Source organism: Novosphingobium silvae (assembly GCF_009856825.1).
GTDB classification, from domain to species: Bacteria; Pseudomonadota; Alphaproteobacteria; order Sphingomonadales; family Sphingomonadaceae; genus Novosphingobium; species Novosphingobium silvae.
The window spans coordinates 164239-182633 of record NZ_WVTD01000003.1 but is presented as its reverse complement, the minus strand read 5'-3'; the positions used below and the strand labels follow the sequence as shown (position 1 = coordinate 182633).

At 69.1% G+C, this 18395-nt stretch carries 14 protein-coding genes; 13 read left to right on the top strand and 1 reads right to left on the bottom strand.

The annotated features are described in order from the left end of the window. The first annotated feature begins 10 nt into the window (after positions 1-10). The 5 genes from GR702_RS05885 (at position 11) to GR702_RS05865 (ending at position 6954) form a co-directional block, all read left to right on the top strand. A complete protein-coding gene (locus GR702_RS05885) occupies positions 11-1801 on the top strand; it encodes an acyl-CoA dehydrogenase C-terminal domain-containing protein (RefSeq protein WP_160985037.1) in 1791 nt (596 codons plus the stop codon). Positions 1802-2163: 362 nt separating this feature from the next. Beyond that, on the top strand, positions 2164-2823 hold the full coding sequence (paoA, locus tag GR702_RS05880; RefSeq protein WP_160985036.1) for an aldehyde dehydrogenase iron-sulfur subunit PaoA: 660 nt from the start codon (positions 2164-2166) through the stop codon (positions 2821-2823). Further along, positions 2820-3773: an FAD binding domain-containing protein gene (locus GR702_RS05875; protein WP_160985035.1), complete on the top strand. Its 954-nt coding sequence runs from the start codon at positions 2820-2822 to the stop codon at positions 3771-3773. The genes paoA and GR702_RS05875 overlap by 4 nt, the downstream gene beginning before the upstream one ends. Continuing rightward, positions 3770-5968 carry an aldehyde oxidoreductase molybdenum-binding subunit PaoC gene (gene paoC, locus GR702_RS05870; protein ID WP_160985034.1) on the top strand — a complete coding sequence of 733 codons (2199 nt, stop codon included), beginning with the start codon at positions 3770-3772 and terminating at the stop codon, positions 5966-5968. Before GR702_RS05875 ends, paoC begins: the two co-directional genes overlap by 4 nt. A 77-nt stretch (positions 5969-6045) precedes the next feature. Continuing rightward, entirely contained in the window at positions 6046-6954 is a 909-nt protein-coding gene (locus tag GR702_RS05865) for a LysR substrate-binding domain-containing protein (protein WP_160985033.1), read from the top strand. 448 nt (positions 6955-7402) lie between these two features. Here the strand turns inward: GR702_RS05865 and GR702_RS05860 are convergent, their stop codons facing one another. Then, a complete protein-coding gene (locus GR702_RS05860; RefSeq protein ID WP_160985032.1) occupies positions 7403-8389 on the bottom strand; it encodes an aldo/keto reductase in 987 nt (328 codons plus the stop codon). Positions 8390-8581: 192 nt separating this feature from the next. Between GR702_RS05860 and fumC the strand changes: the two genes are divergently transcribed. The 8 genes from fumC (at position 8582) to GR702_RS05820 (ending at position 18364) form a co-directional block, all read left to right on the top strand. Beyond that, positions 8582-9964, top strand: a complete 1383-nt coding sequence (fumC, locus tag GR702_RS05855; protein WP_160985174.1) for a class II fumarate hydratase — start codon at positions 8582-8584, stop codon at positions 9962-9964. Between the two features lie 145 nt (positions 9965-10109). After that, positions 10110-10298, top strand: coding sequence for a hypothetical protein (locus tag GR702_RS05850; protein WP_160985031.1), 189 nt, complete (start codon positions 10110-10112; stop codon positions 10296-10298). Then, positions 10295-11716, top strand: a complete 1422-nt coding sequence (locus GR702_RS05845; RefSeq protein ID WP_160985030.1) for an AtzE family amidohydrolase — start codon at positions 10295-10297, stop codon at positions 11714-11716. Before GR702_RS05850 ends, GR702_RS05845 begins: the two co-directional genes overlap by 4 nt. Before the next feature lie 133 nt (positions 11717-11849). Further along, the gene (locus tag GR702_RS05840; protein ID WP_160985173.1) at positions 11850-13199 is read left to right on the top strand and encodes an NCS2 family permease; all 1350 of its coding nucleotides are present in this window, start codon (positions 11850-11852) and stop codon (positions 13197-13199) included. After that, complete coding sequence (locus GR702_RS05835) at positions 13199-14143, top strand: 5'-methylthioadenosine/S-adenosylhomocysteine nucleosidase (RefSeq protein ID WP_160985029.1); 945 nt, start codon at positions 13199-13201, stop codon at positions 14141-14143. The genes GR702_RS05840 and GR702_RS05835 overlap by 1 nt, the downstream gene beginning before the upstream one ends. 13 nt (positions 14144-14156) lie before the next feature. Continuing rightward, on the top strand, positions 14157-15770 hold the full coding sequence (locus GR702_RS05830) for a gamma-glutamyltransferase family protein (RefSeq protein WP_160985028.1): 1614 nt from the start codon (positions 14157-14159) through the stop codon (positions 15768-15770). Positions 15771-15849: 79 nt separating this feature from the next. Then, positions 15850-17127, top strand: coding sequence for an allantoate amidohydrolase (locus GR702_RS05825; protein WP_160985027.1), 1278 nt, complete (start codon positions 15850-15852; stop codon positions 17125-17127). A gap of 49 nt (positions 17128-17176) precedes the next feature. After that, a complete protein-coding gene (locus GR702_RS05820; protein ID WP_202408102.1) occupies positions 17177-18364 on the top strand; it encodes a pyridoxal-phosphate-dependent aminotransferase family protein in 1188 nt (395 codons plus the stop codon). Positions 18365-18395 lie beyond the last annotated feature (31 nt).

The window sequence follows — 18395 nt, the reverse complement described above, 5'->3', positions numbered from 1 at the left end:
AGAGTGACACATGCAAGTCTATGAAGCGCCCCTGCGCGACATGCGGTTCGTGATCCACGAACTTCACCAGGACGACGGCTTCGGCGAGATCGAGGCGCTGTCCGAGTTCACCCCCGACCTTGTCGATGCGGTGCTGGAAGAAGCGGCCAAGGTGGCGACCGAGGTCCTGCTGCCCCTGAACCGCTCGGGCGACATCGAGGGCTGCACGCTGGAGAACGGCGTCGTCCGTACGCCCAAGGGCTTCAAGGAAGCCTACGACATGTTCCGCGAGGGTGGCTGGTGCGCGCTGGCCTCCGACCCGGAGTGGGGCGGACAGGGTCTTCCCGAAACCGTGAACAAGATGACCGAGGAGATGATCTGCTCGGCCAATCTCTCGTTCAGCCTCTATCCGGGCCTGACCCACGGCGCGACCACCGCGATCGAGGGCTATGCCAGCGACGAGCTGAAGCAGTTCTACCTGCCCAAGATGGTCTCGGGCGACTGGTCGGGCACGATGTGCCTTACCGAGCCGCACTGCGGCACGGACCTGGGCATGCTGCGCACCAAGGCGGTGCCGCAGGACGACGGCTCTTACCTCGTCAGCGGCAGCAAGATCTTCATCTCGGCCGGCGAGCACGACCTGACCGAGAACATCGTGCACCTCGTCCTGGCCCGCCTGCCGGACGCGCCCGAGGGCGTGAAGGGCATCAGCCTGTTCCTGGTGCCCAAGTACCTGCCCAAGGAAGACGGCACGCCCGGACCCTCGAACGGGGTGTCGGTGGCGGCGATCGAGCACAAGATGGGGCTCAAGGCCTCGGCCACGTGCCAGCTGAACTTCGACGGCTCGACCGGCTGGCTGGTCGGCAAGCCCCACAAGGGCATGGAGGCCATGTTCACGATGATGAACACCGAGCGTGTCTCGGTAGGCGTGCAGGGCCTCGGCGTGGGCGAGGCGGCGTACCAGTCGGCCGTCTACTACGCGAAGGAGCGCCTGCAGGGCCGCTCGCTGTCGGGCGTCAAGAACCCCGGCGGCCCGGCCGACCCGATCATCGTCCATCCCGACGTGCGGCGCATGCTGATGATCATGCGCGCCAACAACGAAGGCTGCCGCGCGCTGGGCGGGTGGGTTAGCCGCGCGCTCGACGCCGAGAGGCACGCGAGCGACCCCGAGGTGAAGCAGCGCGCCAGCGACTTCATCGCCCTGATGACGCCGGTGGTGAAGGCGCTCTTCACCGACCTCGGCTATGAAAACGCGAACCTTGCCGTGCAGGTCTACGGTGGCCACGGCTTCATCTCGGAAAGCGGCGTCGAGCAGTACGTGCGCGACGGGCGCATCGCCATGATCTACGAGGGCACCAACGGCATCCAGGCGCTGGACCTCGTCGGGCGCAAGCTGCCCGCGCACATGGGGCGCAACCTGCGCAGCTTCTTCCATCCCGTGTCCCGCTTCATCGAGGCGAACAAGGCGGACGGTCAGTTCAAGCCGATGATCGAAGGGCTGGAAAAGGCCTTCGGCGCGCTGCAGCTCTCCACCGCCACCATTGCCCAGAAGGGGATGAAGGACCCCGAGGAAGCAGGCGCGGCGGCAACCGACTACCTGCGCCTCATGGGGCTGGTGGCGATGGGCTACTGCTTTGCCAAGTCCGCCCTGATCGCGCGCGACAGGCTGGCGACCGGCACGGAGGACGCCGCGTTCTACAAGGCGAAGCTTGCGACCGCGCAGTTCTTCTTCGACCGCATCCTGCCGCAGGCGACCACCGCATTCCTCGCCATCAAGGCCGGCAAAGCCTCGATGATGGCGCTGGACGAAGCGGCGTTCTGACGGGTCGGAGCCGGGCATGGCCTGCGCCGCGTCACGGTGCAGGCGGTGACCAATGAAACCGGGGGCAGGCGCCGGGAAAGCGCCGCCCCCGTCTTGGCGGAGGATTGGAACCCGTTCGATGCGCTTCGGGTCGCGCCGGCATCGAACGAGGCTCTTTTCGCGCCCGAGAACTATATCCCGCAGTGTATGGAACTTGATGCGACGGTGAGCGGCGCTCACTGCAGCATGCAAGTCTAGCCCCATGGAAAAACGCGGCCCGTAGGGGCAGAAAGGACGGATGGGCAAGAAGGGGCGCGCCTGGGCAAGCGGGCGCGTGCGGCTATGGCTTTCGCCATCGTCATCCCCGAAAAAGGAACATCACCATGACGGAAGGACACGGAGCGATTTCCCGGCGCGACGTTCTCAAGACCAGCGCGGCAGGCGCCGCGTTCGCGGGTTCGATGGGCGCGGGCCCGGGGCTGGGCGGCGTCGCCCTCGCTCAGGCCGATGGCGCGGCCCCGCCACAGGGCCGGGTCGGCATGAAGGTCAACGGCAAGCCCGTCACTCTCACTCTCGATACGCGCACCACGCTGCTCGACGCCCTGCGCGAACACCTGCATCTCACCGGCACCAAGAAGGGCTGCGACCATGGGCAGTGCGGCGCCTGCACCGTCATCGTCGACGGGCGGCGCATCAACTCGTGCCTCAGCCTTGCGGTAATGCACGAGGGCGACGAGGTGACCACGATCGAGGGTCTGGGTACGCCGGGCAACCTGCACCCCATGCAGGCCGCCTTCGTGGAGCATGACGGCTACCAGTGCGGCTACTGCACGCCGGGCCAGATCTGCTCCGCCGTCGCCGTGCTCGAGGAGATCCGCGCAGGCATCCCCAGCCACGTCACCGGCGATGTCTCCAAGGCTCCCGCGATGACCACGCACGAAATGCGCGAGCGCATGAGCGGCAACATCTGCCGCTGCGGCGCCTACTCCAACATCGCCGATGCCATGGCCGACGTCGCCGGCATCGCAGGAGACCGCGCATGAGGCCGTTCACCTACGAGCGCGCCACCAGCGCGCAGGATGCCGCCGCCAAGGCCGCCTCGATGCCGGGCGCGCGCTTCATCGCCGGCGGCACCAATCTCCTCGACCTGATGAAGCTCGAGATCGAGACGCCCACGCATCTCATCGACGTCAACGGCCTTGGCATGGACAAGATCGAGGAGATCGACGGCGGCGGGCTGCGCATCGGCGCTCTCGTGCGCAACACCGACCTTGCCGCCGACAAGCGCGTGCGCGAGGATTACGCTGTCCTCACGCGGGCGCTCGTCGCGGGCGCCTCGGGCCAGCTGCGCAACAAGGCGACCACGGCGGGCAACCTGCTGCAACGCACGCGGTGCCCCTATTTCTACGACGTCAACATGCCCTGCAACAAGCGCAAGCCCGGCTCGGGCTGCGCGGCCATCGGCGGGTTCTCGCGCCAGCTCGCGGTGGTCGGCACCAGCGAGGCCTGCATCGCCACGCACCCCAGCGACATGGCGGTCGCCATGCGCGTGCTCGATGCGTCGGTGGAGACGATCCGCCCCGATGGCACCACCCGCGCCATCTCCATCGCCGAGTTCCACAGGCTGCCTGGCGACACGCCGCATCGCGACACGGTGCTCGACAAGGGTGAGATGATCATCTCCGTCGCGCTGCCCAGGCAACGGGGCGGTACGCATATCTACCGCAAGGTGCGGGACCGTGCGTCCTACGCCTTCGCGCTCGTCTCCGTGGCTGCGGTGATCGGACGCGACGGCCGCGGCGCGGTGGCGCTGGGCGGCGTCGCCCACAAGCCCTGGCGGGAAGCGGAGGCCGACGCGCTGCTGCCGAAGGGAGCGGGGCCGGTCGCCGACCGCCTGTTCGCCGAGGCCGCCCCGCGTGAGGACAACGCGTTCAAGATCACCCTTGCGAAGCGTACCATCGCATCCGTCATCGCGGAGGCTCGAGAGGCATGAAGTTCGACACACCCGCAGGGACCAACCCGATCGATCGCATGACGGTGGTGGGCAAGCCCACCCCGCGCATCGACGGGCCGCTCAAGGTCAGCGGACAGGCGCCCTACGCCTATGAGCACCAGGACGTTCCGGGGAAGATGGCTTATGGCTATATCCTGGGCTCGGCCGTGGCCAAGGGCACCATCCGCTCGATCGACACCGCGCGCGCGGAGCGTGCGGCGGGCGTCGTTGCCGTCGTCACGCACCGCAACGCGGGCAAGCTGGGCAAGGGGCGGATGAACACCGCCCACCTGCTCGCCGGTCCGCAGGTCGAGCACTACCACCAGGCCGTTGCCGTCGTCGTCGCCGAGACGTTCGAGCAGGCGCGCGCTGCGGCGGCGCTGATCGATGTCGACTATGCGCGCGACGCAGGCCGCTTCGACCTCGTGGCGGCGAAGCCCGACGCCAAGGAGGGCACCGGTTCCGACGCGCCGAGCGGCGCGGGCGATTTCGAGGGCGCCTTCGCGGGCGCTCCGGTGCAGATCGACGAAACCTACACCACGCCTGACCAGAGCCACGCGATGATGGAGCCGCACGCCACCATCGCCGCGTGGGAAGGGGGCAAGCTCACGGTCTGGACCGCGAACCAGATGATCAACTGGGGGCTCAAGGACCTTGCGGCCACGCTGCAGCTTCCGGTCGAGAACGTGCGCCTCATCTCGCCCTACATCGGCGGCGGCTTCGGCGGGAAGCTGTTCCTGCGCGCGGACGTCCTCATGGCGGCGCTGGGCGCGCGCGCGGCGAAGCGGCCGGTGAAGCTCGCGCTGCAGCGCCCGCTGATGGCCAACAACACCACGCACCGCCCCGCCACCATCCAGCGCATCCGGCTGGGCTGCGCGCGCGACGGCAAGATCACCGCGATCGGCCACGAAAGCTGGTCCGGCGATCTTGAGGGTGGCGGACCCGAGGCGGCGACGCAGCAGACCAAGCTGCTCTACGCCGGCGCCAACCGGATGACCGCGCTGCGCCTTGCCGTGCTCGACCTGCCCGAAGCCAACGCCATGCGCGCGCCGGGCGAGGCTCCGGGCATGATGGCGCTGGAGATCGCGATCGACGAAATGGCCGAGAAGCTGGGCATGGACCCGGTCGCCTTCCGTGTCCTCAACGATACGCAGGTCGATCCCGAGAACCCCGAGCGTCCGTTCTCGCAGCGCAATCTCGTGCGCTGCATGGAAGAGGGCGCGCAGCGTTTCGGCTGGAACCGCCGCAAGGCCAAGCCGGGGCAGGTTCGCGACGGGCGTTGGCTCGTCGGGATGGGCGTGGCTGCGGCCTTCCGCAACAACCTCAACCAGAAGTCGGGCGCGCGGGTGCGCCTCAGCACCTCGGGCGAGGTCTCGGTGGAAACCGACATGACCGACATCGGGACCGGCACCTACACCATCATCGCCCAGACCGCGGCGGAGATGATGGGCGTGCCTCTGGCGAAAGTGAACGTGAAGCTGGGCGATTCCTCGGCACCGGTATCGGCCGGGTCGGGCGGCCAGTGGGGCGCCAACAGCTCCACTTCCGGCGTCTATGCCGCGTGTGTCAAGCTGCGCGAGGCAGTCGTGGCGAAGCTGGGCTTCGGCCCGGGCGAGGCGGTGTTCGAAGGCGGTCAGGTGCGCGTGGGCAACCGTACGGCCGACATCGCCAGCGCCGCGCGCGGCGGCGAGATCGTGGTCGAGGATTCGATCGAGTTCGGCGATCTTGCCAAGAAGTTCCAGCAGTCCACCTTCGGCGCGCACTTCGTCGAGGTGGCGGTCGATCGCTACACTGGTGAGACGCGGGTGCGGCGGATGCTGGCAGTCTGCGCTGCAGGGCGCATCCTCAATCCCACGTCGGCGCGCAGCCAGGTGATCGGCGCGATGACGATGGGCGTGGGCGGCGCGCTGATGGAGGAACTGGCGGTGGACAAGCGCTTCGGCTTCTTCGTCAACCACGACCTCGCCGGCTACGAAGTGCCGGTTCATGCCGACATCCCGCACCAGGACGTCGTCTTCCTTGACGAGGCGGACGACAAGGTCTCGCCAATGAAGGCGAAAGGCGTGGGCGAGCTGGGCCTGTGCGGCGTGGGCGCGGCAGTGGCCAACGCGATCTACAATGCCACGGGCGTTCGCATCCGCGAATATCCGATCACGCTGGACAAGCACCTCGACCGGCTGGGCGAGGTGGCCTGAACGCCGGGGATGCGCTAGAGGAAAAGGGCCGCCGCCGCGCGGCCCTTTTCTTTTTGTCCATCGGAAACCTTGCCGCCATGCCCTTCAGGCGTTCGGATCTCGCCGACCTCAGCTATTTCCTCGCGATCGCGCGGCACCGCAACTTCCGCAAGGCGGCGACCGAGATGGGCGTGTCGGCCTCGGCGCTCAGCCATTCGCTGCGCGGGCTGGAGGAGCGGCTGAAGGTCCGGCTCGTCAACCGCACCAACCGCTCGGTCACGCTGACGGCCGCGGGCGACGACCTGCACGAGGCGATCCGCGATCCCTTCGCCGCCATCCACGAGGCGGAGGACCGGCTGAACCTCCATCGCGACGCGCCTGCCGGGCGAGTGCGCATCAACGTGCCGGACGATGCGGCGACGCAGCTTCTTGCCCCGGTGCTGCCCGAGTTCGTCGCGCGCTATCCCGACGTGGAGCTCGACATCTGTGTCGACAACGCGATGGTGGACGTCACCGAAGGCGGCTTCGATGCCGGCATCCGCTTCGGCGGGACAGTGCCCGAGGACATGATCGCGCAGCGCCTTTCCGCCGATTTCAGCTGGGTGATCGCGGGATCGCCCGCCTATTTCGAGCGGTGCGGCGAGCCGCTCCACCCCCAGGACCTGATGCATCACCAGTGCATCCGCATCCGCCTTGGCAACAGCCGCATCTACAAGTGGGAACTGGAGCGCGGCGAGGAATCTTTCGTGCTCGACGTGCCGGGCGGGGTCACCGTCAACAACGGCAGCGCGAGCCGCGCCCTGGCGCTGCAGGGGCTTGGCCTCATCTACATGGCGTGCGAAGGGATCGCCGACCTCACGCAGCGCGATCTGCTGCGGGTCACGCTGCCGGAATGGTCGTCGCCCGGCGAAGGATATTTCATCTATTATTCCAGCCGTCGGCAGGTCCCGCGCGGGCTGCGGCTGCTGGTCGATCTCATCCGCGAGATGAAGCCGCTCGGCCTCTGAGGACGCCGGAAGGGCTCCCGCAGGCACAGGTCATCGCCCGCTGGCGAGTGCGGGATAACGCCGGGGAAAGGTTCAGCGGACGGCAAGGCGGTCGGCGCTGGGGGTTCCTTGCGGGCATCACGCAAGGGCTGCCGGTTCAAACCTTTTGTTCGCCGAGGGCCCCCGGGAGAGGCAAGGTAACTCCCGAAGGCCGAGCCCGTGTGGTGCGTGGGGCCGGTGGGCAGGGCTCGCATCCCATGCCACCTTACCTGAGGGCATACCCTCATCTTCGTCCACGTATCCCTTTGTGGCTGTTCCGGTGTCCACGACCGAAGCGCCGACCGCGCCGGGAGAGGGAAAGCGTCAGCTACATGCTCCCGGCCCGCCGCTTTGCTCGATCGTGATCCTGAGATCAAAATCGATGCTGCGGCTTATAACCTAAATGGTTATTCAAGTCAAGGTCGGCGGCTCAGAACTCCTCGGTGTCGATCAAGGCCAGGAAATGGGCGGGGTAGCGGTGCCCCGCAACGGTCTGCTGGTTGATGAGCGCATCCGCCCGGGCGAGGATCGCGGGGTCCAGCGCCATCGCGCCGCTCGCATGGTTCTCGTCGAAGTAGGCGATGCGGCGCGTTCCGGGAATGGCGTGGACGTGCTCGCCGCGCGAAAGCACCCAGGCGAGCGACAGCTGTGCGCAGGTCACGCCCGCTTCGCCCGCCAGCTCGGCAAGCTGCGCGATGAGCCCGGCGTTATGCGTCCAGTTTTCGCCCTGGAAGCGCGGCATCGTGCGGCGAATGTCATGCTCGGGCAGCTGCGCGGGATCGCTCATCCTGCCGCCGAGCGCGCCGCGGCCGACGGGAGAAAAGGCGACTAGGGCAATGCCCAGCTCGCGCGTCGTCTCCAGCACCGCCAGCTCGACATTGCGCGTCCACAGCGAATATTCCGTCTGCACCGCCGTGACCGGGTGCACCGCATGGGCTTCGCGGATGTGCGCGGCGGACCATTCGGACACGCCGTAGCCGCCGATCTTCCCGGCCTCGACCGCGCGCGCCATCGCGCCCACCGACTCCGCGATCGGCACGCTCGGGTCCAGCCGGTGCATGTAGAACAGGTCCACATGATCGGTCTTCAGCCGCTTGAGGCTGGCATCGAGCGAGGCAGCGATGGCGGCGGGGCTGCAGTCCACCCCGCGCCTGTCGCCATCGGTCACGATCCCGGTCTTGGTGGCGAGGAGGAATTCGCCGCGCCGGTCCATGATCGCCTCGCCCAGGATTTCCTCGCTGAGCCCGGCGCCATAGATGTTGGCCGTGTCGAAATGGTCGCAACCGGCGTCGAGCGCATGGCGCATCAGCGCCACCGCCTCATCGTGCGGAGGAGCGGCGTTGTAGGCCCAGGCGACGTTCATGCAGCCAAGGCCCACGGGGTGGACGCTGCGGCCGGCGAGGATGCGCTTGGTCATGGTGGTTCGGATCGTCCTTCTGAGGCGAAAGGGGGATTGGGCTCGGACCGGCCCCGGGGCGTGGGGTCGCGCATCGCGGCTTTGCCGTCAACGCCGCATTATCTGCGAACCGTTCGCAATATCGGTGGCAATGTCGGCATGGCGGCTTATGTTGGCCTCAACGACCAGCAGCCAATGGAGACCCGAGTGAGCATGGAAACCCGGCGCGAATCCGACAGCATCGGCGAAATCGACGTTCCCGCCAGCGCCTACTGGGGCGCGCAGACGCAGCGCAGCATCGAGAACTTCCCCTTCGGCGCCTCCGAGCGGATGCCGCTTGCGATCGTCCACGCGCTCGCGCTCGTGAAGCAGGCGGCAGCGCGGGTGAACCGCCGCCACGGGCTCGACGCCAAGCTGGCCGACGCCATCGAGGCCGCCGCCGCCGAGATCGTGGAAGGCAAGCTTGACGACCAGTTCCCGCTCGTCATCTGGCAGACCGGCAGCGGCACGCAGACCAACATGAACCTCAACGAGGTGATCGCGGGCCGCGCCAACGAGATCCTGACGGGCACCCGGGGCGGCAAGAGCCCGGTGCATCCCAACGACCACGTGAACATGGGGCAGTCCTCGAACGACAGCTTCCCGACCGCGCTTCACGTGGCGGCCGCGCGCGCGGTGACGGCCAGCCTGCTCCCCGCGCTGGACCGGCTGTTCGCCTCGATCGACGCCAAGGCGACGGCGTGGGGCGGTATCGTGAAGATCGGCCGCACCCATCTGCAGGACGCGACGCCGGTGACGCTGGGGCAGGAGTTCTCGGGTTATGCCCAGCAGCTGAAGCTGGCGCGCGCGCGCATCGTGCCGGCGGTGGAGGAAGGCGTGGCGGCGCTCGCCCAGGGCGGCACGGCGGTCGGCACCGGCCTCAACGCCGCGCCTGGCTTCGACGCCGACGTCGCCGCCGAGCTTTCGCAGCTTACCGGCCTTTCCTTCCGCCCGGCCGACAACAAGTTCGAGGCGCTGGCGTCGAACGATCCGCTCGTCCATCTCTCCTCCACGCTGGCGACGCTGGCGGTGGCGCTGACCAAGATCGCCAACGACATCCGCTGGCTGGGCTCCGGGCCGCGCTCGGGCCTTGGCGAGATTGACCTGCCCGCCAACGAGCCCGGCAGCTCGATCATGCCGGGCAAGGTCAATCCCACCCAGTGCGAGATGCTGACGATGGTCTCCGGGCAGGTCATCGGCAACCATCAGGCGGCCACGATCGGCGGCCTGCAGGGCGCGTTCGAGCTCAACGTGTTCAAGCCGCTGATCGGCGCGGCGGTGATCCGCTCGATCGACCTGCTTTCGGTGGGGATGGTCAGCTTCGCGGAGCGCTGCGTGGACGGGATTGAGCCGAACCGGGCGCGCATCACCGAACTGCTCGAGCGCTCGCTGATGCTCGTCACCGCGCTGGCTCCCGAGATCGGTTACGACAACGCGGCCAAGATCGCCAAGCACGCGCACGAGAAAGGCCTGACGCTCCGGCAGTCGGCGCTGGAACTGGCGCTGGTGGACGAGGCGACGTTCGACCGGGTGGTCCGGCCTGAAAGCATGATCTGATACGATGGTGAGGGCGCCACCGGGTGGCGCTCTCATTTTTGCAACGATCCGTTCCGATCATTGCGTTTGATCGACAGGGGGTGAGCGGGCAGGGAAGCGGGGCTACACCCGTTGCCTTCGCCGCAGCCCAAACGATCGCGAGACCATGGCCGATACCCCCACTGAGGCGAGCAACGCCGCAGTTCCCTTGAGCGCCGACGAGATCGCCGCGGCAAGCGCCGCGCGCTCGCTTCCGATCCCTGCGTCTTGCGAGGCAGGCGTCGCCGCGAACCTGGCCCTGCTTGCCCGCCATGCGCGCACGATGCGGGGCGAGCCCACGGAGACGCAGGCATGATGGGAGTGCGCGAGACCGCCGCCGCCGTGCGGGAAGGGCGCGTAACCGCCCGCGCGCTGGTGGAGGAATGCCTCGCCGCACTGGTGCGCAGCGACCCGCAACTCGTCGCCGTCACACGCGTCCTTCACGACCGCGCCCGCGCTGAGGCGGACGCGGTGGACGCAAAGGTCGCCGCCGGGCAGGACCCGGGTCCGCTCGCGGGCGTGCCCTACGGCGTCAAGGATCTTTTCGACATTGCCGGGCTGCCCACCACGGCGGGGTCCATGCTCTATGCCGATGCCGCCCCCGCGCCGGCCGACGCCGAGGCGGTGGCGCGGCTCCGGGCTGCGGGCGCGGTGCTGGTCGCCACGCTCAACATGGACGAGTTCGCCTATGGCTTCGCCACCATCAACGCGGCTTATGGTACCACGCGCAACCCGCACGATACGGCGCGGCTGGCGGGAGGCTCCTCCGGCGGGTCGGCGGCGGTGGTCGCGGCCGGGCTGCTGCCTTTCGCGCTTGGCTCGGACACGAACGGGTCGATCCGGGTGCCCGCGAGCCTGACGGGCACTTACGGCCTCAAACCCACGAACGGCGATCTGCCGCTGGGCGGCGTGTTCCCCTTCGCGAAGAGTTTCGACGATGTCGGTCCCTTCACCCGTTCGGCGCAGGACATGGTGCTGGTGTGGGAAGTGCTTTGCGGCCGGAAGGTGGCTGCGTCCGGCGGCACTCCCCGCGTGGCGCGGCTTGGCGGGCGGTTCCGCGAGAACGTGGAGGCAGACCAGCTCGCCGCGATCGACGCGATCGCGCCCGAGGCGCCGCTCGTCGAACTGCCCGAGATCGCGCGCGCCCGCTCGGCCGCGTTCCTCATCACCGCGTATGAGGGCGGGGCGCTTCACCGCGAGGCGCTGGCGGCCGATGCCATGGCCTTCGATCCGCAAGTGCGCGACCGGCTGATCGCGGGCGCACTGCTGCCCGATGCGCTCTACGAGGAAGCGCAGGCCTTGCGGGCCGAGTACCGCGCCAGAATCGCGGCGCTGGTGGCAAATCATGACGTGCTGCTCGCGCCTGCGACGCCCACGGTGGCGCCGCTGGTGGAGGACCCGCGCATCGTGATCGACGGTGCGCTCAGCCCCGCGCGCGCCGACCTTGGCATTCACACCCAGCCGATCAGCTTCACCGGGCTGCCTTCGCTGGCGGTTCCGCTCCGCCGTCCCGGGCAACTGCCGATCGGCCTGCAATTGATCGGCGCACCGGGCGGAGAGGCGGAACTGTTCGCCTTCGCCGCCAAGCTCGAAGCGGCGGGGGTGACGGGTTTCTCGATGCCCGGGCAGCCGGGCGATCTTGCCACGCCTGCGCAGGCGGAGCCTGCAGCGCACGCGGAACCGGTAGGGCAAGGGCAATCGGGAGCGCAAGGGGCCCTGCTTTCGCGGGCCTGAGGGAAAAGCGGCCGGCGCGGCGACGAAATGGCTGGCGCAAGGTCCGCCGGCCGATCACGATGGCCGGACGATGAATTTCGGGATGCACCGCAGGGGGCGGTGGAAGGGGTGACGAGTGACGCAGACTGAGACCATGCCCGAGGGGCGGCAGGCGGAGCCATCCGGCGCGCTCGACCGCTATTTCTGCCTCACCGCGCGCGGCACCACCGCGCGTACCGAGGTGCTGGCGGGCGTGACGACGTTCCTGACGATGGCCTATATCGTGCTGGTCAACCCGGCGATCCTGGGAAGCGCGGGGATGCCCGTCGCCTCGGTCGCGGCGGCGACCTGCTTTGCCGCGGCCTTCGCCTCGATCCTGATGGGCTCCGTCGCCAATGTGCCGCTGGCGCTGGCGCCCGGCATGGGCCTCAACGCCTACTTCAGCTTCACGGTCGTGCAGCAGATGGGCGTGCCCTGGCCGGTGGCGCTGGGCTGCGTGTTCATTTCAGGCATCGCCTTCCTGGTCCTGACGCTGACGGGCGTGCGGCAGCTCATCGTCGCCTCCATCCCGCCCTATCTCTTCGCGGCGGTGGCGGGCGGCATCGGCCTGTTCATCGGCTTCATCGGCTTCAAGGACGCGGGGATCATCGTCGCCAATCCCGCGACTTTCGTGGCGCTGGGAGACCTCAAGGCCCCGGGCGCGGCGCTTGCCATCTTCGGGCTCGTGGTGATCGGCGCGATGAGCGTGTGGAACGTGCGCGGCGCCATGCTGATCGGCATCGTGGCGACCACGCTCGTCGGCTGGATCGCGGGCATGGTCTCGATCAGCCCCGAGCCATACTCGCTCGCCGCGCTGACCGGCACCGCCTTCCAGCTCGACCTTGCCGGCGTGTTCGGTCTTTCGGGGCGGCATGGGCTCGGCCTGCTTGAAATCCTGTTCGTGTTCCTCTTCGTCGACCTGTTCGACAACATCGGCACGCTCGTCGCGGTCACCAAGCGGGCGGGCCTGATGGACGCGGCGGGGCGCATCCCGGGCCTGAACCGCATCCTCATCACCGATGCCACCGCCACCATCGTCGGCTCGATCGCGGGGACCAGCACGGTCACCTCCTACGTCGAGAGCGCAGCGGGCGTGCAGGCGGGCGGACGCACCGGCCTTACCGCCATCGTCACCGGCGTGCTGTTCCTCGCGACGATGTTCGTGGCTCCGTACGCGCAGGTCATCCCGCTGGCCGCCACGGCGCCCGCCCTCATCATCGTGGGCGGCCTCATGCTGCTGCCGCTGACCGAGGTGGAGTGGGACGATCCGCTTTCGGCGATCCCCGCGTTCCTCACCGTCGCGATGATCCCGCTCACCTTCTCGATCGCCAACGGCCTCGCCTTCGGCATCACCGCCCATGCCGTTCTCAAGATCGTGCGCGGCACGGTGCGCCGAACCGACTGGTTCCTGCTGATCCTCGCCCTGCTTTTCGTCGCCCGCTTCGTCTGGATGGGAACCGCCTGATGCGTTCTACTGCCTTTTTTGCCCTCGCTGTCCCCCTCGCTCTCCCGCTCGCCCTCGCGGCCGTTCCGGCAGAAGCGAAGCGGCTGGACGAAACCGCGCGCACGGTTGTTATGACCGCGTTCCAGCCCGAGTGGGACGCGCTTCTGCCCGCCGTCCGGAACGCGCGGGAGCACAAGGTCAACGGCCTGACCTTCGTCACCGGGCGGCTGGAAGGCAAGCCGGTGGTGCTGATGCAAAGCGGCGTGTCGATGGTGAACGCGGCGATGAACACGCAGCTCGTGCTCGACCGGTTCAAGGTGAAGCGGATCGTCTTCTCCGGAATCGCCGGCGGCGTGGATCCGACCCTGTCCATCGGCGATGTGATCGTCGCACAGGACTGGGCGCAATATCTCGAGGTGTCCTTCGCGCGGAAGACGGACAAGGGCTGGGCCCCGCCCGAGCCGGTCGATCCCGAGGCGCCGGGGAACTGGGGCATGATGTTCCCGCGCGGCGTGCGCGTGGGCAATGCCGGAGAGGCAACGCGGCGCCATTACACCTTGCCGGTCGACGCCGGCCTCGTCGAGATCGCGCGCCGGATCACTCCCAAGGTCACGCTCAAACGCTGCATCGGCGGCGAGGGGCAGGCACCGGACAGCTCGCGATGCCTGGCGCAGGAGCCCAAGATCGTGGTCGGCGGCACCGGGGTGAGCGCCAGCGTCTTTGCCGACAACGCCGAGTTCCGCCAATACCTGCAGCAGGCGTGGAATGCGCGCGTGCTCGACATGGAAAGCGCGGCGGTGACGCAGGTCGCCTATGCCAACGCAGTGCCGGCGATCGTCTTTCGCAGCCTGTCCGACCTTGCCGGCGGCGACAGCGGAGAGAACCAGATGAACACCTTCATGGCGCTCGCCTCGGTGAACTCGGCCGAGGTAGTGCGCGCCTTCGTGGCCGCGCTGCCGGATTGATGGGGCGGATCGCATGAAGACCGTCAGCGCTCAGAGCGGCATCGTCACCGCGCCTCACTTCCTTGCCGCGAAGGCCGGGCGCGACGTACTGGCCGACGGCGGCAACGCGGTGGAGGCCTGCGTTGCCGTGGCGGCGACGCTGGCGGTCGTCTATCCCCACATGACCGGGATCGGCGGCGACGGGTTCTGGCTGATCCGCGAGCCTGACGGGCGTGTCCACTCCATCCACGGCTGCGGCGGGGCGGCGGCTGGCGCCGACCTTTCGCTCTACGCAGGGCTGGACGCGGTGCCGACGCGCGGGCCCCTGGCCGCGAACACGGTGGCAGGCACGATCTCGGGCTGGGCGGCGGCGCTTGAGGGGCAGGGCGGGAGCGGGGGCGAGAGCGAGGTCGAGGGCGCGCGCGGGGCGCTGCCGCTCGGACGCCTGCTGCGCGATGCGATCGAACATGCCGAGGTGGGCGTGCGCGTAACCGTCGGCGGAGCGGCCATCGCGGCGGCCAAGGGCGGCGAACTGCGCGAACAGCCCGGCGCCTACGCGCGCATCTTCGAACCCGAAGGCCGCCCGCTTGCCGAAGGGGACGTGCTGCGCCAGCCGCTGCTGGGAGAAACGCTGCGCACGCTTGCCACCGATGGGCTGGAAAGCTTCTACCGCGGCGAGCTTGGCGCGATGATCGCGGACGACCTCGCCGCGCTGGGCAGCCCCGTCTCGGGCGAGGACCTTGCCGCGCACCGCGCGACCCGGCCCGAGCCGCTGCACACGGTGATCGGCGGCGCCGCGCTCTACAACTCCGCCCCGCCGACGCAGGGCTTCGCCTCGCTGCTGACCCTGGCGCTGTTTGACCGGCTGCAGGCCGGTGAGGCGAACGGGTTCGACCATGTCCACGGCCTGGTGGAAGCGACCAAGCAGGCTTTCCTCATCCGCGATCTACACGTGGGCGACCCGGCCCATGCAGCGTTCGACTTCCAGGGCCTGCTGGCCGACCCGACCGCGCTGGACGCGCTTGCCGCGCGGATCGATCCGGCACGCGCGCTGGCATGGCCGCAGCCGCCGCAGTGGGGCGATACCTGCTGGTTCGGCGCCGCCGACGCCGACGGGCGCGTGGTCAGCTGCATCCAGTCCACCTACTTCGAGTTCGGCTCGGGCCTCGTACTGCCCCGGACCGGGATCACCTGGCAGAACCGGGGCAGTTCCTTCCGCCTCGCCGCCGATGGCTGGAATGCCCTGAAGCCCGGCCGCAAGCCATTTCACACGCTCAATCCGGCGCTGGCGGTGTTCGGCGATGGACGGGTCATGGCCTATGGCACGATGGGGGGCGAGGGCCAGCCGCAGACGCAGGCCGCGCTGTTCACCCGCTACGCCCGGTTCGGGATGGACCTGCAGGAGGCGATCAGCGCCCCGCGCTGGCTGCTGGGGCGGACATGGGGCGAGCAGTCCACCACGCTCAAGCTGGAGGACGGCTTTGCGCAAGGGCTCTACGGCGAACTTGCTGCAGCCGGGCACGATGTGGAGCGCGTGGGCCCGCTGACGGCGACGATGGGCCACGCCGGGGCGCTCGTGCGCCTTGGCGACGGTACTTTCCAGGGCGCGACGGATCCGCGCAGCGACGGGGCGGTCGCGGGATGGTAGGGCGCGCGATCTGTCCGCCCCGCACTCAGGCGCGGGCGCACCATGCCGGCTGCGGGCGGCTGCGCGCGGAGTTCTCGCGATGACGGCGCTCGACACCCCCGGCGGGGCGCGCGCGGTCGCCCGGTGCGACGCGCTTGCGGGCGCGCCCTACAGCGACATGGAGGGCGGGCTGTTTCGCGCTTACCTGACCCGGGCCCACCGCGCCGCCGTGGACCGGGTAGCGGTCTGGATGGAAGAGGCCGGGATGACCGCGCGGGTGGACCCGGCGGGCAATCTCGTCGGCACTTACGCCGGCACCGACCCTTCCGCTCCGGCCCTCGTGATCGGCAGCCATCTGGACAGCGTGCGCGACGCCGGACCCTACGACGGGTCGCTTGGCGTGATGCTGGGGATAGAGTGCGTCGCCGCTCTTCACGCGCAGGGCCGCCGGCTCCCCTTCGCGATCGAGGTCTACGGCTTCGGCGACGAGGAAGGCTCGCGCTTTCCCGCGGCCATGCTGACCAGCCGGGCCGTGGCCGGAACGCTCGACGCAGACCTTGCGGCGATCGTCGATGGGCAAGGGGTCTCGCTCGCGGCGGCGCTGGAGCGCTTTGGCGGAGGCCCGGATGCGCCGGGCGGGAACATCGCCGCATACCGGGACGCGCTGCGAGTGCCCGGCCGGACGCTGGCCTATCTCGAAGCCCATATCGAGCAGGGCCCGGTCCTCGAGGCTGACGGGCTTGCGGTCGGCACCGTCACCGGCATCGCCGCCCAGCTGCGCTATGCCCTCACCGTGCGGGGAATGGCAGGCCACGCGGGCACGACCGCGATGCGCCTTCGCCGCGATGCGCTGGCAGGCGCCGCCGCCATGGTCCTTGCCGCCGAGCAGATGGCGCGCGGCGACGATTCCGATGTCGTCGCGACCGTTGGCATGATCGAGGCGCTGCCCGGCGCGGCCAACGTGATCCCCGGCGAAGTGCGCTTCACGCTCGACGTCCGTTCGGGAAGCGAGAAGCGGCGGGACAGGGTTGCGGCCGCCATCCTCGAGCGCTTCCGCGAAATCGCCGCTGCCCGCGCGCTGGAACTGGACGCCGCGCTCATCCACGATCTTGCATCCAGCCCCAGCGACCCCGCGCTGATGGACCTCATGGACGAGGCGCTCGTCCTGGCGGGGCAGCCGGTGCGCCGCCTCGTCTCCGGAGCGGGGCACGATGCCATGAACATGGCGGCGCTGTGTCCCACCGTCATGCTGTTCATCCGCTGCCGCCACGGGATCAGCCACAATCCGGCCGAGCATGTCGGCCCTGCCGATGCGGACATCGCGCTTCGGGTCATGCTCGGCTTTATCCAGCGACTGGGAGAGAGCCTTGCCGCCTGAACTGGACCCGCTTCTGTTCGGAGAGATCGACCCGCCCCAGCGCCTGCTGATGGGCCCCGGTCCGATCAACGCGCACCCGCGCGTCCTTCGCGCGATGAGCGCCGACCTGCTTGGCCAGTTCGACCCTGAGATGACCGGCTACATGAACCAGGTCATGGCGCTCTACCGGCCGATCTTCGGGACGCGGAACCGCTGGACCATGCTGGTGGACGGCACCGCGCGCGCCGGGATCGAAGCGGCGCTCGTCAGCCTGGTGGCGCCGGGAGACGCGGTGCTGGTGGTGAACTTCGGTCGCTTCGGCCTGCTGCTCACCGAAATCCTGCAGCGCATTGGCGCGGTGATCGAGACGGTGGACGCACCCTGGGGCGAAGTGGTGCCGATGGAGCGGATCGAGGCGGCGATCGCCCGCGTGCGGCCCCGGCTGGTCGCCACGATCCACGGCGACACCTCGACCACCATGGCCCAGCCGCTTGACGGCCTTGGTGCGCTTTGCCGCGCGGCCGGGGCGCTCTCTTACGTCGATGCGACCGCGACGATCGGCGGCATGGAACTCGCCGCCGACCGCTGGGGCGTGGACGTGGTGACGGGCGGGCTGCAGAAGTGCCTCGGCGGCCCTTCGGGCTCCGCGCCGATCACCGTCTCGGACCGGGCGGCGGAGCATATCGGGCAGCGCCGCCATGTGGAGCGCGGCATTCGGGGGGAAGGCGCGGTGGACGGGCAGGGGCCGCGCATATCCTCCAACTACTTCGACCTCGCCATGATCATGGACTACTGGTCCGAAAAGCGCCTCAACCACCATACCGAGGCGACGAGCATGCTTTATGCGGCGCGCGAATGTGCCCGCATCGCGCTGGGCGAGGGGCTGGAGGCGCGCTACGCCCGCCATGCCGCAGCAGGGCGGGCGATGACCGCCGGGCTGCGCGCGATGGGGCTCACCGTCTTCGGCGACGATCGCCATCGCATGACGAACGTGACCGGCGTCCATATCCCGCAGGGCGTTGACGGCGAGGCGGTGCGCGGCGCCATGCGCGAGCTTTTCGAGATCGAGATCGGCACCGCGTTCGGCCCGCTGCAGGGCAGGATCTGGCGCCTGGGCGCGATGGGCTACAACGCCATGAAGCACAAGGTCCTCCTCACCCTGGCCGCGCTGGAAGCGTGCCTGCGGATGGAAGGCTTCGCGCTGACTTTGGGGCAAGCCGTTCCCGCCGCGATCGAGGCGTGGGAGGCGAAGTCGTGAACACCGCGCGCGAAACCTTCGCGGGAGACGC

Excerpts from the sequence above, each read along its gene's own strand:
- GR702_RS05820 (WP_202408102.1), top strand. The coding sequence starts at position 17,177 with ATGGGCCCCGGTCCGATCAACGCGCACCCGCGCGTCCTTCGCGCGATG.
- paoA (WP_160985036.1), top strand. The coding sequence starts at position 2,164 with ATGACGGAAGGACACGGAGCGATTTCCCGGCGCGACGTTCTCAAGACC.
- GR702_RS05840 (WP_160985173.1), top strand. The coding sequence starts at position 11,850 with ATGCCCGAGGGGCGGCAGGCGGAGCCATCCGGCGCGCTCGACCGCTAT.
- GR702_RS05850 (WP_160985031.1), top strand. The coding sequence starts at position 10,110 with ATGGCCGATACCCCCACTGAGGCGAGCAACGCCGCAGTTCCCTTGAGC.
- GR702_RS05845 (WP_160985030.1), top strand. The coding sequence starts at position 10,295 with ATGATGGGAGTGCGCGAGACCGCCGCCGCCGTGCGGGAAGGGCGCGTA.
- GR702_RS05860 (WP_160985032.1), bottom strand. The coding sequence starts at position 8,389 with ATGACCAAGCGCATCCTCGCCGGCCGCAGCGTCCACCCCGTGGGCCTT.
- GR702_RS05830 (WP_160985028.1), top strand. The coding sequence starts at position 14,157 with ATGAAGACCGTCAGCGCTCAGAGCGGCATCGTCACCGCGCCTCACTTC.
- fumC (WP_160985174.1), top strand. The coding sequence starts at position 8,582 with ATGGAAACCCGGCGCGAATCCGACAGCATCGGCGAAATCGACGTTCCC.
- GR702_RS05865 (WP_160985033.1), top strand. The coding sequence starts at position 6,046 with ATGCCCTTCAGGCGTTCGGATCTCGCCGACCTCAGCTATTTCCTCGCG.
- GR702_RS05875 (WP_160985035.1), top strand. The coding sequence starts at position 2,820 with ATGAGGCCGTTCACCTACGAGCGCGCCACCAGCGCGCAGGATGCCGCC.
- GR702_RS05885 (WP_160985037.1), top strand. The coding sequence starts at position 11 with ATGCAAGTCTATGAAGCGCCCCTGCGCGACATGCGGTTCGTGATCCAC.
- GR702_RS05835 (WP_160985029.1), top strand. The coding sequence starts at position 13,199 with ATGCGTTCTACTGCCTTTTTTGCCCTCGCTGTCCCCCTCGCTCTCCCG.
- GR702_RS05825 (WP_160985027.1), top strand. The coding sequence starts at position 15,850 with ATGACGGCGCTCGACACCCCCGGCGGGGCGCGCGCGGTCGCCCGGTGC.
- paoC (WP_160985034.1), top strand. The coding sequence starts at position 3,770 with ATGAAGTTCGACACACCCGCAGGGACCAACCCGATCGATCGCATGACG.